Origin of the sequence: uncultured Leifsonia sp., from assembly GCF_945957465.1 — a bacterium.
In the GTDB taxonomy this organism is placed as follows: domain Bacteria; phylum Actinomycetota; class Actinomycetes; order Actinomycetales; family Microbacteriaceae; genus Leifsonia.
Genome location: NZ_CAMFLC010000041.1, coordinates 15,252 through 29,191 on the forward strand (window position 1 = coordinate 15,252; position 13,940 = coordinate 29,191).

Annotated in this window: 14 protein-coding genes; 8 read left to right on the forward strand and 6 right to left on the reverse strand. The window is 68.2% G+C overall.

Annotated elements, in window-relative coordinates; translation table 11 throughout:
- Positions 1–158: 158 nt before the first annotated feature.
- From Q0Q23_RS15620 to Q0Q23_RS15630, 3 genes are all read left to right on the forward strand, one after another.
- On the forward strand, positions 159–1,283 hold the full coding sequence (locus Q0Q23_RS15620) for a peptidoglycan-binding domain-containing protein (RefSeq protein WP_295126030.1): 1,125 nt from the start codon (positions 159–161) through the stop codon (positions 1,281–1,283).
- Between the two features lie 4 nt (positions 1,284–1,287).
- Positions 1,288–1,923, forward strand: coding sequence for an ABC transporter ATP-binding protein (locus Q0Q23_RS15625; RefSeq protein ID WP_295126033.1), 636 nt, complete (start codon positions 1,288–1,290; stop codon positions 1,921–1,923).
- A 107-nt stretch (positions 1,924–2,030) separates the two neighbouring features.
- Positions 2,031–3,047, forward strand: a complete 1,017-nt coding sequence (locus tag Q0Q23_RS15630; protein WP_295126036.1) for an FtsX-like permease family protein — start codon at positions 2,031–2,033, stop codon at positions 3,045–3,047.
- 425 nt (positions 3,048–3,472) lie between these two features.
- On the opposite strand, the gene Q0Q23_RS15635 is transcribed toward Q0Q23_RS15630, so the two are convergent.
- Positions 3,473–5,743: a cytosine permease gene (locus Q0Q23_RS15635; protein WP_295126039.1), complete on the reverse strand. Its 2,271-nt coding sequence runs from the start codon at positions 5,741–5,743 to the stop codon at positions 3,473–3,475.
- A gap of 75 nt (positions 5,744–5,818) precedes the next feature.
- Here Q0Q23_RS15635 and Q0Q23_RS15640 point away from each other — a divergent pair, with 75 nt between their 5' ends.
- The gene (locus tag Q0Q23_RS15640; protein ID WP_295126042.1) at positions 5,819–6,628 is read left to right on the forward strand and encodes a thymidylate synthase; all 810 of its coding nucleotides are present in this window, start codon (positions 5,819–5,821) and stop codon (positions 6,626–6,628) included.
- A gap of 56 nt (positions 6,629–6,684) precedes the next feature.
- On the forward strand, positions 6,685–7,104 hold the full coding sequence (locus tag Q0Q23_RS15645; RefSeq protein WP_363316263.1) for a dihydrofolate reductase: 420 nt from the start codon (positions 6,685–6,687) through the stop codon (positions 7,102–7,104).
- On the opposite strand, the gene Q0Q23_RS15650 is transcribed toward Q0Q23_RS15645, so the two are convergent.
- A complete protein-coding gene (locus Q0Q23_RS15650) occupies positions 7,097–7,741 on the reverse strand; it encodes a DUF1345 domain-containing protein (protein ID WP_295126048.1) in 645 nt (214 codons plus the stop codon). The genes Q0Q23_RS15645 and Q0Q23_RS15650 overlap by 8 nt on opposite strands.
- Positions 7,742–7,802: 61 nt before the next feature.
- On the opposite strand from Q0Q23_RS15650, the gene Q0Q23_RS15655 reads away from it, so the two are divergent.
- Together Q0Q23_RS15655 and Q0Q23_RS15660 are read left to right on the forward strand one after the other, a co-directional pair.
- Positions 7,803–9,092 carry an aminotransferase class I/II-fold pyridoxal phosphate-dependent enzyme gene (locus Q0Q23_RS15655; RefSeq protein ID WP_295126051.1) on the forward strand — a complete coding sequence of 430 codons (1,290 nt, stop codon included), beginning with the start codon at positions 7,803–7,805 and terminating at the stop codon, positions 9,090–9,092.
- A complete protein-coding gene (locus tag Q0Q23_RS15660) occupies positions 9,092–9,622 on the forward strand; it encodes a GNAT family N-acetyltransferase (protein ID WP_295126054.1) in 531 nt (176 codons plus the stop codon). Before Q0Q23_RS15655 ends, Q0Q23_RS15660 begins: the two co-directional genes overlap by 1 nt.
- A gap of 37 nt (positions 9,623–9,659) precedes the next feature.
- On the opposite strand, the gene dhaM is transcribed toward Q0Q23_RS15660, so the two are convergent.
- The 4 genes from dhaM to trpD all read right to left on the reverse strand — a co-directional run bounded on the left by dhaM (position 9,660) and on the right by trpD (position 13,174).
- Complete coding sequence (dhaM, locus tag Q0Q23_RS15665; protein ID WP_295126058.1) at positions 9,660–10,373, reverse strand: dihydroxyacetone kinase phosphoryl donor subunit DhaM; 714 nt, start codon at positions 10,371–10,373, stop codon at positions 9,660–9,662.
- Positions 10,370–11,002: a dihydroxyacetone kinase subunit DhaL gene (gene dhaL / locus Q0Q23_RS15670; protein ID WP_295126061.1), complete on the reverse strand. Its 633-nt coding sequence runs from the start codon at positions 11,000–11,002 to the stop codon at positions 10,370–10,372. The genes dhaM and dhaL overlap by 4 nt, the downstream gene beginning before the upstream one ends.
- 80 nt (positions 11,003–11,082) lie before the next feature.
- The gene (gene dhaK / locus Q0Q23_RS15675; RefSeq protein WP_295126064.1) at positions 11,083–12,084 is read right to left on the reverse strand and encodes a dihydroxyacetone kinase subunit DhaK; all 1,002 of its coding nucleotides are present in this window, start codon (positions 12,082–12,084) and stop codon (positions 11,083–11,085) included.
- Positions 12,085–12,124: 40 nt separating this feature from the next.
- Positions 12,125–13,174, reverse strand: coding sequence for an anthranilate phosphoribosyltransferase (trpD, locus tag Q0Q23_RS15680; protein ID WP_295126066.1), 1,050 nt, complete (start codon positions 13,172–13,174; stop codon positions 12,125–12,127).
- Between the two features lie 132 nt (positions 13,175–13,306).
- On the opposite strand from trpD, the gene Q0Q23_RS15685 reads away from it, so the two are divergent.
- On the forward strand, positions 13,307–13,940 hold a 634-nt coding region (locus Q0Q23_RS15685; RefSeq protein ID WP_295126069.1), incomplete at its 3' end, for a heme-copper oxidase subunit III.

Consider the following 13,940-nt stretch of genomic DNA (forward strand, 5'->3'; position numbering starts at 1 on the left):
CTCGAGAAGAACGGATGGTCGACGCCTCCTCGCCCTTCAATTGACGCATTCAAGGCGAACTACGACTCTGACCCGTGGATCCCTTGGAGCGAGATTCCGGGGCCGGAACTGCCTGAAGCCGGCACGAAATGCCCTGCAATGGTGGGAGGAAATGGCTAATGCGCGACCGGCACCCCATGGGCGAACCTGGTATCGCGAAACCCCGGACTGTGTCTTTCCCGGTTCGGGCGCTCGCCTTGGTTACCGCGATGGCTCTGGGTGCAGCAGGAGGTGCCTGGGCGAATGCCGTACTTTTCCAACCTCCTTACGAACCCGCGGCCGAAGCGAACTTCACCACTGCGGTCGCACGCGTCGGGTCAGTCGAATCATCGATGCGGCTGACTGTCAACGCAAATTGGGAGAAGACTTTTTCCGCGCCTAATCAAGCCTCGGGCACCGTCACCTCGATAGCGATCACACCCGGCCAGGAGCTTCGCGAAGGAGATGTTCTCTTCAGTGTCGATTTGAGGCCAGTTCGGATCGCTCTCGGCAGTACACCTTCGTTCAGGGCGCTCTCGCTCGGCGCCAAGGGCCCGGACGTCAAGCAGCTGCTTGAGCTGATGGCGGTCCTCGGGTATTACGACGGCACCCCAGATGAGTCGTTCGGGTCTCAAGCACAACGAGCGGTCAAGGAGTATCAGCGCAACCAGCACCTCGCCGAGGATGGGGTAATCCAGATGGGCGACGTCGTCTATGTACCCTCACTTCCCGCGCGGGTGCTTCTTGACTCCGAAGTCATTTCCGTTGGTACGCCCGTAAGCGGGGGCGAACGAGGCATCGCAACGTTGGCAGCCGTTCCAGTATTTTCGATTCCGCTATCCGAGAGCCAGGCAACGACAGTCAAACCTGGATCAGCCGTAGAGATTGAGACGGGAAACGGACTTTGGAAAGCGACCGTCGCGAATCAAGAGCCTTCGGCTGACCCTGCAAGCCGCGACCTGAGGGCGATCCTTGCACCAATCAGTGATACGCCGATTTGCGCCGACAGTTGCGCAATTGTTCCTGCAGGTGGGGCGTCGCGCTTCTCCGCGAAGTTGGTAATCCAGGCTGCAGTCGAAGGCACGGTGATCCCCAGTGTCGCCATTCAGACCTCCTCCACAGGCGATACGTTCCTCATCGACACAGCCGGTCGCCGCTTGCCAGTGGAGATCGTCGCACGTGCGAAGGGCATGACCGTGGTCTCTGGGATCAGTCCAGGCACGAGAGTTCGCCTTCAACCTTCGACTCAGACCAAGTCGAGTTAAGCCCGTGTCACTCGAAGTCCGCAGCGTTCAGTTCGCCTTCGGAAGCGGATCGCCGCTGTTCGATGATTACTCGGCCGTCTACAGCGAGGGCGAAATGGTGGCTCTGACGGGGCACTCTGGACGGGGTAAGTCCACCCTGCTCTACATATTGGGGCTGATGCTGAAGCCCACAGGAGGAAGCATTCGACTCGATGGTCGAGACACCTCAACGATGCCCGACGCGGCACGTGCTCGGCTACGGGCTGCGCTTTTCGGTTTCGTCTTCCAAGACGCTGCGCTTGACTCCACCAGGAGCGTACTCGACAACGTTCTGGAGTCGTCGCTTTACCGACGAACCTCCCGCGCCGCAGAGCGCCCGTATGCGCTCTCCCTCATGAATCGGTTAGGAGTAGCTGCCAGAGCCGATGCCAAGCCGGGGCAGCTTTCGGGAGGACAGGCTCAGCGAATCGCGCTATGCCGTGCTCTTGTCAGCAGGCCACGATTCGTGCTCGCCGACGAGCCGACCGGCAACCTGGACGCAAGCACCGGCGACGTCGTTGTCGAAGCACTCAGGCACCAGGCACAATCAGGGTCACTCGTCATCATCGCCACCCACGATCCGCGAGTCGTAGCCAAGTGCGACCGAGTCGTCAGCCTATGACCTCGCACCAGACGCCCGAACGCGCACTTTGGCGGTCACGAGCCCTACTGCGGGAGGCAGGCGCATCTGCATTCTCAGCTCCGGTCATTTCAGCTCTCGTTGTCATCATGATCGGTAGCATGTGCGCCGCCATTGTCCTAACAAATGGCCGGTCAGTCGCTTCTGAACGGGCAGTCCTTGCGACGATTGACAACGCCGGAACACGCTCGATCACAATCACAGCTCGGTCGGGCGAGACATTCGATTCCGGCTTAGTAGAACGGGTTCTGTCGCTGACGGAAATTGAATGGGTGGGAGCCAGCCAATTCATATCCGACGCTTCCAACTCACAGATCCTTGACGGTCACACCGTTGGTGTGCGCCGGCTTTGGGCCTCTTCATGGAAGAGGATCGGGTTGCCGTCGCCTCAAAACGGGTCCGCCAGTGTCTACGCCACTGATGCCACTCTGGCGAGCCTTGGGCTAGCGGACGGAGTAGGTACGATTAGGGCCCGAGACGGCATCGAGTGGTTCGTCGCGGGCACCGCACAGCTCCCGTCCTTCTTAGCAGCGCTGGGCTCTAGTGTGCTCATACTGGAGAAGGAACGAACGACGACCGAGAGATTTGATCAGATAACGGTCCTCACTCGATCCACAAGTCACATCGAAGCCATAGCCAATGTATTGGGAACCCTGGTTAACCTCGACGATCCCTCAAAGTTCACAATATCTGCGAGCCAACAGCTCGCCGAAGTTCGCTCCGCCGTCCGAGGCCAACTCAGCGAGTTTGGTCGGAACCTCGCGCTTGGTATCACATCCATCACATCCGTGTTGACCTGTTCTGTCATGATTCTTTCCGTAATGCAGCGAAGGCGAGATTTCGGTCGACGTCGTGCGCTGGGCGCGACCCGCTCGCTCATAGCGGCTCTTATCGTCGCGCAGACTGGAGGGTTGTCGGCAATCGGTGCGATCGCAGGCATAGGAGTCGCATCCACGGTCCTGATGACGACCGATGCACCGACACCCCCCCTTGATTACCTCGCCGCGGTCGCCGTGCTCGCTATCCAGGTGTCATTAGTCGCAGCCATTGTTCCAGCGATATTGGCGTCACGCAGAGATCCAATAAGAGAGCTTCGCGTCCCATAGCGCAGCGCGGAGTGAATGAAGCGAGCTATCGGCCATGCCTACGACTCGATTCATTCGCGGACCTCTGCTCTCGCGGCGTCCGCCACGACTACCGACACCGCAACGCCGTCACGAGCGCGGGATCGCCACGCCGCCCTAGCGCGTCTTCGTTGTAGTGCCCAGATCGGTTGGTTGATGTGTGACGACTCGACATGATGAAGACCTCCGGTGGAGGGCGGAGCTGTCTAGTTCACCATGAACCACCGCCGGAGGTCTTCGTTTCTCACCGTAAAGCTGCTCTGACGCCTGTACAACGTCTTCGCCTGGCTCGTCTGATCGTTGATGATGGATGACCGCTCGCTCATGCAAAGGTGGTCCTTCAGATCGTGCACTTGCGATGGAAGCGGCTGGAGCCGGTCGCGATCGTCGCGACCTCTGGGGCGTAGCTACGCCTGCGCCCTCTCCTGCCTGCGCACAGCGGGGACACCCGACACGATCGGTGTGAAGAGGCCCAGGGCCAGCGCGAGCACGACCCCGATGTTGCTCGCCCCGATCCCCGCGTTCGGGTCGGCGCCCAGCAGCCGGAACAGGTAGCCCTCCCAGGTCAGCCAGGGCAGCGACGAACTCACGAAGCCGAGGCCCACGGCGGTGGCGACCAGGAGCATGGCCAGGTTCGTCCAGCGCCAGTCCGGGTAGACGCCGCCGCGATTGACCAGCGACGGCTGATGGAATCGGCGTGTGCGGAGCATCATCTCGCCCGCGAACAACCCGGCCCAGGCCGCCACCGGCACAGCGAGCGTCGTGGGCACTCCGCGGACGACGTCGTCGAGGTCGCGGACGGTGAGCGAGAGCGCGACTCCGGCCACCGCGATGGCCGCAGCGACGACCACGGTGCTCCACCGCCGCCCGAGCCGGACGCCCAGGGCATCGAGTGTGAAGCCTCCCGAGTACATCGTCAGCACCAGGGCGGAGATGAGGCTGAGTCCGACCGCCAGCAGCAGGGGCACAGGACACCAGACCGGCAGGCCGAGCCGGGTGAGTCCCGCGACGGGGTCGCGGGCGATGTCGTCGGCCAGTCCCGGATCCGAGGCCGCCAGGAGCCCGCCGTACGACACGAGCACGAAGGGCGGGACCCCGGCCCCGAACGTCGCCCAGAGCATCCCCGCGGCGCCGGAGGACTTCGGACGCTGATACCGCGCGACCTCGGCACTGCTCATCGCCCAGGCGAGCCCGACGTAGCTGAAGACGAGCACGGCACCGGTCACGACGTGCGTCCAGAGCGCATCCGGCACGCCCAGTGCCCGGGTGAGGTCGACGTGGCGCCAGGTGGCCGCGATCATCACGACGATCAGCACCGCGGACGCGATCGTCAACACCAGCTGAACGCGCGCCAGGAGTCCGTAGCCGAAGTAGGCGACGACGCCGGCGACACCCACCGTGACCAGGAGCGCGAAGGTGGTCGGGCCGAGGCCGAGCCGCGACCAGCCGCCGGCGATCGCGACCGAACCGGCGGCCGACCCCGCCAGCCAGAGCAGCACGGCGCCCCAGAACACCTTGGTCACCAGGGCGAGACCGGTCGGGACGGCGTTGCCGAGCAGGCCGAAGGTCGCCCGGGAGACGACCATCGTCGGCTGTCCGCTCCACTTGCCGGCGAGCGTCCCCAGCCCCAGCGGCAGGAAGGAGAGGGCGACGCCGACCAGGGTCGCCACGAGCAGCTGGCGGAGGCTGAGCCCGAGCAGGAACAGGGTGGCGCCGACGCCGATGCTGATCAGCGAGGACGTTCCGGCGAACCAGAGCCAGAACAGGCGGGACGCCCGCCCCGCCCGGTGCTCCAGCGGCGCAGGGTCCAGATCGGTGGTCTCGGGGACGAACGGCGCCGGCGTCGCCGGCGCGGCGCCGAAGAGCACGGAGCCGTCGAGCAGTCGCGGTGTCCCCACCGGCGCAGGTGCTCCGTCGCGCACGTCGTCGGCGTCGTCGGGGATGTCTGCGTCGATGTGCTCGGGGCGCGCGGTCGTCGCGCCCAGGTCGCGGGCGACCAGCGGCTGGTCCGCGGTCAGCGGGACCATGGGGGCGGGTTCGGCCGCGGGCGCCGGAGCCGGCGGGCTCGCCACGAGAGGGACGGGCTGGGAGTCGCGTGGGGCCAGCTCGTGCGGAACCAGTCCGAGCGGCTCGACGCGGGCGACGCGCGAACTCCCCTCTTCGGGCGCCGGGGTCGCGGGCGCCTCCATCGCGACCGTCGGGAACTTCGGCGGAACGGGGTGCGGGGACTCGGCCACCGGCGTGTTCGGCGGTGCGGTCGGCGGTGCGGTCGGCGGTGCGGTCGGCGGTGCGGTCGGCGCTGCGGTCGGCGCTGCGGCCTGCTCTGCGGCCTGCGCTCCGCCCTGCGCCGCGGGCGGCCGGACCGCGGCCGCCACCCAGGCGCTGTAGGTCGGCTGCGGACCGTCGACCCGCCTCCGCACGGGGAGGTCGTCGAAGCTGATCGACTGCGTCGGAGGACCGACCCGGTCATCGTCGACGCCGGCGTCCTCCTCGCCGTCCTCTTCGGCGTCGTCGAGCGCCGCGGCGCCGTGCCGCACCACGGTCGACCCGGGGATGATCGGGATCGCCGCGGTGACGCGATCCACCTCGGCCTGCAAGGCGTCGGCGAGCTCGTCGTCGCTGTGGCGGATCCCGCGGTCCGGCCCGGCGACGCCCTCCCCGTCCACGTCATCGGCCATGCTCGAAGCCTACGACGGTAACGTCCGGCGGGTCAGAGGGGTCTTCCCGTCCCGCGGCGAAGTACCATCGTCTCGATGAGCACGCCGATCCCGACCCCGTACGAAGACCTGCTGCGCGACGTCCTCGCGAACGGCAGCCACAAATCCGATCGCACGGGCACAGGCACGCGCAGCGTGTTCGGTCGCCAGCTGCGGTTCGACCTCGCAGAGGGGTTCCCCCTGATCACCACCAAGCGTGTCCACTTCAAGTCGATCGCCTACGAGCTGCTCTGGTTCCTGCGCGGTGAGAGCAACGTGGGCTGGCTGCGCGACAACGGCGTGACCATCTGGGACGAGTGGGCGGACGAGCGCGGCGAACTCGGCCCGGTCTACGGCGTGCAGTGGAGGTCATGGCCCGCCCCGGACGGGACGCACATCGACCAGATCCAGCAGGTCATCGACACCCTCCGCCACGACCCGGACTCCCGACGCATCATCGTCTCGGCGTGGAATGTGGCCGACATCCCGAACATGGCGCTCGCCCCCTGCCACGCCTTCTTCCAGTTCTACGTCGCGGACGGCCGCCTCTCCTGCCAGCTCTACCAGCGCAGCGCGGACATGTTCCTCGGGGTCCCTTTCAACATCGCCAGTTACGCGCTGCTAACGCTCATGGTCGCGCAACAGGTCGGCCTGGAGCCCGGCGAGTTCGTCTGGACGGGCGGCGACTGCCACATCTACGACAACCACGTGGAGCAGGTGACGGAGCAGCTCACCCGCGACCCGTTCCCCGCCCCGACGCTGCGCTTCACCCGCACGCCCGAGAGCATCTTCGACTACCGGTTCGAGGACTTCGAGGTCGAGGGCTACCAGCACCACCCGGCGATCCGCGCGGCCGTCGCGGTATGAGCCTCGCGCTCATCTGGGCTCAGGCCCACGACCGCGTAATCGGCGCAGGAGGCGCGATGCCGTGGCACCTGCCGGAAGACCTCCGGCACTTCCGCGACCTCACCGCGGCCGACCCGGTCGTGATGGGGCGGCGCACCTGGGAGTCGTTGCCCGAGCGTTTCCGGCCGCTCCCCGGTCGCGACAACATTGTCGTCACCCGGCGCCGGGACTTCGACGCGCCGGGAGCGACGGTCGTCCATTCGCTGGACGAGGCCCTGCGCGCCGGGGAGGGCTCGACCGCTTGGGTGATCGGCGGCGCTGACCTCTACGGCCAGGCGCTCGCGCTGGCCGACCGTGTCGAGGTCACCGAGATCGACCTCGACGTCGCAGGCGATACGTTCGCGCCCGTGCTCGGGCCCGAATGGCAGGGCGCTCCCGGGTCGTGGCAGGACGCCGCGAACGGGATGCGCTACCGCTTCGTCCGCTACGTCAGGTGAGGCCCGCGACCAGGTTCACGGTCGCGGCGACGATCACGGTGCCGAAGAGGTACGACAGCAGCGTGTGACGGAGGATCGCCCGGCGGAGATACGAGCTGGAGATGTTCGTGTCCGAAACCTGGAACGTCATGCCGAGGGTGAGCGAGAGGTACGCGAAGTCGCTGTACTGGGGCGGCTCGTCCTGGTTGAAGTCCACGCCGCCGTCGTTGCGATAGTAGATGCGCGCGTACCGGAGCATGTAGATGGTGTGGACGAGCAGCCACGACAGCGCGACGCTCACGACGGCGAGTAGCGCGACCCCCAGCTGCGCGGCGCCCTTCAGGTTGCGCGCGTCCACGAGGACCCACACCACAGCCACGACGCTCGCGAGCGCCGCGATGAGCAGCACGAGGTCCGCGGTCCTGCGGCCGGGATCCTCGAGTGTCGCGTGATCGCGGGTCGTCGGGGAGTCCATGCGCCACACGCTCGTCCAGATCCACACGATGTAAACCAGGCACGCCGCCGCCCACCCGGCGATGACGGCGTGATGGACGGCGTCGACGAACGATGTCGCGACCGCGACCACGATCCCGACGGCCAGAGCGATGTACATCTTGACGCGGGTGTGACCGCGGCCGCGCTTCAGTTCGTTCGTCACACTCCGGATGTTCGCACAGCGCGACCGGGCGTCCCGGCCAGCACGCCGCTACGATCGGATTGTGACCACCGCTCCCGCCCCCCTCGCCGACCTCGACACCGAAGCGCTGCGCGCCGCCCACACGGAGTTCGCCCGCGCCTACGACGACCTCACGGCACGCGGCCTCGCGCTCGACATCACGCGGGGCAAGCCGTCGGCCGAGCAGCTCGACCTCTCCGACGACCTGCTGCACCTGCCCGACGGCGCGTTCCGCGACGCCGCGGGAACCGACCTGCGCAACTACGGAGGTCCCAACGGCCTGCCCGAGTTGCGCGCGATCTTCGCCGAGGCGCTGCGGGTGCCGCCCGCGCAGCTCCTCGCTCTCGGCAACTCGAGCCTGACGATCATGCACGACACCGTCGTCCAGGCGCTGCTGCACGGCGTACCGGGCGGCGACCTGCCCTGGGGGCGCCAGGCGATCTCGTTCCTGACGCCCGTGCCGGGCTACGACCGTCACTTCACGATCCTGGAGCGCTTCGGCATCCGCATGATCGCCGTACCCATGAACGACGACGGCCCCGACGTCGCGACCGTCGAGACGCTGCTGGCGACCGACGACAGCATCAAGGGCATGTGGTGCGTGCCGGTGTACTCCAACCCCACCGGCGCCGTCTACAGCGAAGCGGTGGCGCGCGCGCTCGTCTCCCTGCCGGCCGCACCCGACTTCCGGCTCTTCTGGGACAACGCGTATGTCGTGCACCACCTCTCCGACGAGCGACCGGAGCCGATCGACATCCTGGCGCTGGCCGCCGAGGCGGGCAACCCCGACCGGCCGCTGATCTTCGCCTCCACGTCCAAGGTCACGTATCCGGGCGCCGGCGTCGCCTTCATCGGCGCGTCGGAGGCGAACATCGCGTGGTTCCAGCACAACTCGGCCGCGCAGAGCATCGGCCCCGACAAGCTGAACCAGCTCCGTCACGTCCAGCTGCTCCGCGACGCCGACGGGCTTGCGGCGCACATGGAGAAGCACCGCGCCATCCTCGCCCCGAAGTTCGCCGCGGTCGACGAAGCCTTCCGCGCGCGCCTGGAGCCGTGGGGTGCCGGCTCGTGGAATGCTCCGCTCGGCGGCTACTTCGTCAGCCTCGACGTCCTGGACGGCTGTGCCAAGCGTGCCGTCGAGCTCGCCAAGGAGGCCGGGATCGCGGTCACACCGGCCGGTGCGACCTTCCCCTACGGCGAAGACCCGCGGGATGCGAACATCCGGATCGCGCCGACGTTCCCGCCCCTGGCCGAGTTGCGCGAAGCCCTCGACGGGCTGTGCACGGCGATCCTGCTCGCCGAGACCGAAGCACTCCTGGCCGAGCGGAACTGATGACGGCCGGCCGGGACGACACGGCGGACGGGATCACCTGGGAGGTCCGACCGGCTGTCGAGTCCGACTGGCCGGCGTACCGCGCGATCCGGCTCGAGATGCTCGAGGACACGCCCATCGCGTTCCTCGAGACGCTCGAGGCGGCTCGCGCCCATCCCGACGAGCACTGGCGACGCCGCACGGCGAACGCGTCAGCCGCCAGCGAACTGTTCGGCGCGGTGACCCCGGATGGTCGCTGGATCGGCACCATGGGCGGCTTTCACGCCGTCAGCTCGCCCGACCCGCACCTGGTCGGCGTCTACGTGACGCCCGCACAGCGCGGCCGCGAGAACGGCGTCGCCGACGCCCTCCTCGCCGCCGTCATCGCCTGGGCGCGCCCGCGGTCCGACCGGCTGCTGCTGGAGGTCCACGAGAGCAACCTGCCTGCGATCCGCTACTACGAGAGGCACGGCTTCGCCTTCACCGGGCGGACGCAGCCGTATCCTCTCGATCGCACGGCGCTCGAGCTGGAGATGGCGGTCGAGCTGTGACCCGCGGCGGTCGAGCTCTGACGGCGGCTCCGGCCGGTCAGACCTCTCCGAACCCGCTCTCGACGAGCTCCACCAGCGCGTCGACGGCGGTGTCGCCCCCGTCGTCCGTCGACGCGATGGTCGCCGTCGCACCGGCCGTCAGGCCCAGGGACATGACGCCCAGCAGGCTCTTCGCGTCCTTGCCGTTGACGGTCACCTTCATCGGGAAGGTGTTCGCGAGCTTCACGAACTCGGCCGCCGGCCGCGCGTGCAGGCCCTGGGGGTTGCGCACCAGCACCTCCCGCGCGTAGCCGGCTTCGCCGCGCTCCGCTGCGGCAGGCGCGGCAGGCGGAGCCGATTCCGCGGGCGCCTCGACGGCGCCCCACGCCGAGCGTGCTCCCTCGACCGCGGCCGCAACACCATCCAGGTCGGCCCCCGTCTCTGCGGCCACCGCCGCCGCCACGCCGCCCTCGATGAACGGACCGTCGACGACGCGCACACGTGCGCGCTCGTCGTCCGGCAGCAGGTCCAGCACGGTCTCGGCCGTCAGGAGCGCCGAGCCGAGGTCGCTCACGACGACGACACCCGCGCCGCCGTCCGCCTCGCCGACCGCGGCCATGACCTTGCCGAAGCTCGTCCCGATGCCGTCGTCGTCGGTCCCTCCCGCAGCCAGCAGCGTCACCGACGGCGCCATCTGCCCGGCGAGGGCGACGGCGCCGGCGGCGAGCTGCGAGCTGTGCGAGACGAAGACGATCCCGACCGTGCCGCTCATCCGGCTGTCCCGGCGGCGGCCCGCAGGATCAGCGCCGTCGACTGCGCTCCGGGGTCCCGGTGGCCGGCGGAGCGTTCACCGAGGTAGCTGGCACGGCCCTTGCGCGCCACCAGCGGGATGGTCGCATCCGAGCCCTGTTCGGCCGCGTCGGCCGCCGCCGACAGAATCGCCGCCGGGTCGGCCCCCGCGGCGAGTGCGGCCGTGGCCGCCTCCACCGCGGGGGTCCAGGCGTCGATCATCGTCTTGTCGCCCGGCTCCGCCTTCCCGCGCGACACGATGCCGTCGCGCGCCGCCGTGAGCAGTGCCACGAGCGACTCCGCGTCGATGGCCTCCGCCGCGCCCACCGGCTCGGCCGCCTTGAGGAAGGCGGTGCCGTAGAGCGGCCCGGACGCCCCGCCGACGGTGGAGATGAGGGTCATCGCGATCGAGCGCAGCACCGCGGAGGGTGTCGCGTCGTCCGGCAGCTTCGCGAGCGCGTCGACGGACGCGCGCATGCCGCGGTCCATGTTCTCGCCGTGGTCGCCGTCGCCGATCTCCCGGTCGAGCGTGTTCAGCTCGCCTTTGTGCTCGGCCACGGCGTCCGCCGCGGCCGAAATCCAGGACGAGACCCACTTCGTGTCCAACGCCATGCGTGTTTCCTTCCTCGTACTGTCCGTGTCGTTCGTTTCGTCTGCGGGCGTTGCGCCGGAGCCGGGCCCGGCCGGCGCTCTCAGACGCCCCAGCGGAGCGCCGCGGTGTGCACCGGGGCGTCCCAGAGCGCCGTGAGCTCGTCGTCCAGCTTGAGCACGGAGATGGAGGCGCCCTGCATCTCGAGGGAGGTGACGTAGCTGCCTACCAGCGACCGGCCGAGCACGATCCCCTTCTCGTCCAGGATCTCGGCAGCACGCCGGAACAGGATGTAGAGCTCCGACAGCGGCGTGCCGCCCATCCCGTTCACGAACAGCAGCACGGTGTCGCCGGATGCGAACGGCAGGTCGGTGAGGATGGCGTCCATCATCCGGTCGACGAGGCGGTCGGCCGGCTCGATCTTGATGCGCTCGCGCCCCGGCTCGCCGTGGATGCCGACGCCGAACTCGATCTCGTCCTCCGGGAGCACGAACCCGGGCTCGCCCGCGTGCGGCACGGTGCCGTCGGTCAGAGCGAGACCGATGGAGCGGACGTTGGCGTTGACCTTCTCGGCGATCGCCGTCACGGCGTCGAGGTCGTCGCCGCGCTCGGCAGCGGCGCCGGCGATCTTCTCGACGAGGACGGTGCCCGCCACGCCACGACGTCCTGCCGTGTAGAGCGAGTCCTGAACGGCGACGTCGTCGTTGGTCACGACCGCGCGCACCGTGATGCCCTCCGCGCCGACCAGATCGGCGGCCGTCTCGAAGTTCAGCACATCGCCCGTGTAGTTCTTGACGATGTGCAGCACTCCGGCGCCGCCGTCCGCGGCCTTGGTGGCCTCCACGATCGGCATCGGCGTCGGGGAGGTGAACACCTCGCCCGGAACCGCGGCGTCCAGCATCCCCATGCCCACGAAACCGGCGTGGAGCGGCTCGTGGCCGCTGCCGCCGCCGCTGACCAGGCCGACCTTGCCGCGCACCGGGCCGTCGGCCCGGGAGACGAAGCGGGGGTCCTGCGACACCGAGACGATGTCCGCGTGAGCCCGGCCGAAGCCCGCCAGGGACTCCGCCACGACGTCGGGTACGTCGTTGATGAGCTTCTTCATTGAAAACCCTTCCTTCCACTTGCTGTCGGTGGTTGCTACATCAGCGGGTTGCCGCCACCCATTCCTCGAGCTTCGCGGCCGCGGCCCCGGAGTCGATCGCCTGGGCGGCGACCGCCATGTGCGAACGGAACCGATCCAGGATGGATTCCTGGACCCTCGACGGGTCGGACGCGAGCTCGTACGACACGAGCCCGGCCGCCGCGTTGAGCAACACGATGTCGCGCACAGGGCCATCCTGGCCCGCAAGCACGGCGCGCACCACAGCCGCGTTGTACGCGGCGTCCTTTCCGAGCAGGTCGTCGATCCTGGCGCGCGGGATCCCCAGGTCGCGCGGATCGATGTCGTGCTCGGTGACGAGGCCTCTGGAGATCTCCCAGACGTGGCTGTGACCGGTGGTCGACAGCTCGTCGAGGCCGTCGTCGCCGCGGAAGACCAGCGCGGTCGCGCCACGGGTCTGGAACACGCCGACGAACAGCGGGATGCGGTCGAGCGTCGCCACGCCGACCGCCGACGCCTCGGGGCGCGCCGGGTTGCACAGCGGGCCCAGGTAGTTGAACACCGTCGGCACCCCGAGCTGCGAGCGCACGGGGCCGGCATTGGCGAAACCGGGATGGAAGGCGCTGGCGAAGGCGAAGGTGATGCCCGTCCGGCGGAGGACCTCGGCGACGCGCTCCGGGGGCAGCGTCAGGTCGATCCCCAGCGCGGCCAACACATCGGACGATCCCGACGACGAGCTCGCCGCCCGGTTGCCGTGCTTGATCACGGGCACACCGGACGCGGCGGCGACGATGGCGGCCGTCGTGGACACGTTGACGGTGCCGAAGCGGTCGCCGCCCGTGCCCACGATGTCCAGGGCCATGGGGTCGACAGGCAGCGGCACGGCGTGGTCGAGGATCGCGTCGCGGAAGCCGACGATCTCGTCGACGGTCTCGCCCTTGGCACGCAGCGCGATGAGGAACGCGGCGAGCTGGGCCTCCGTCGCCTCCCCCGACATCACCTGGTCCATGGCCCACGCGGCGTCCGCCACGCTGAGGTCCTCACGGGCCAGAAGCGAGGTGAGCACCGACGACCAGGAGTGCGATTCCGTCATACAGCGATCCTATTGGGAGGCGACACGCCACGGGGAGCCGGGGGTTTGTACCAGGCCGCGGGCGGCACTTTCCTGAATCGAGGCGAATTCGTGCCTTTCAGGTGAGAAAACCACGGCTTCTTTTCAGCCATAATGGGATTTGTGACGAGCACCTCCATTACCCCTGCAACGAGTGCGCCGGCGATCAACCGGCCCAATGTCGTGGCCGTCGGCACGATCGTCTGGCTCGGCTCCGAGGTGATGTTCTTCGCGGGTCTGTTCGCGATCTACTTCACGCTCAAGTCGACCTCGCCCGCTCTGTGGGCCGCCGAGACGGCGCACCTCAACGTCCCGTACGCGCTCACCAACACGATCATCCTGGTGCTGAGCTCGGTGACCTGCCAGTTCGGTGTGTTCGCCGCGGAGCGCCTCCAGCCGCGGCGCGCCGGAGGCGTCTTCCAGTTCTGGAAGTGGGGCATGGTCGAGTGGTTCGCCCTCTCGTACGTGCTCGGCGCCATCTTCGTCTCCGGTCAGGTCATGGAGTACGCGACGCTCGTCTCCGAGGGGATCGCCTTCGACTCCAACGCCTACGGCTCCGCCTTCTATCTGACGACCGGCTTCCACGCCCTGCACGTCACCGGCGGCCTCATCGCCTTCCTGCTCGTCATCGGCCGCGCGTTCGCGGTCAAGACCTTCGGCCACAAAGAGGCCACGAGCGCCATCGTCGTGTCGTACTACTGGCACTTCGTCGACGTCGTGTGGATCGGACTGTTCGCGGTCATCTACA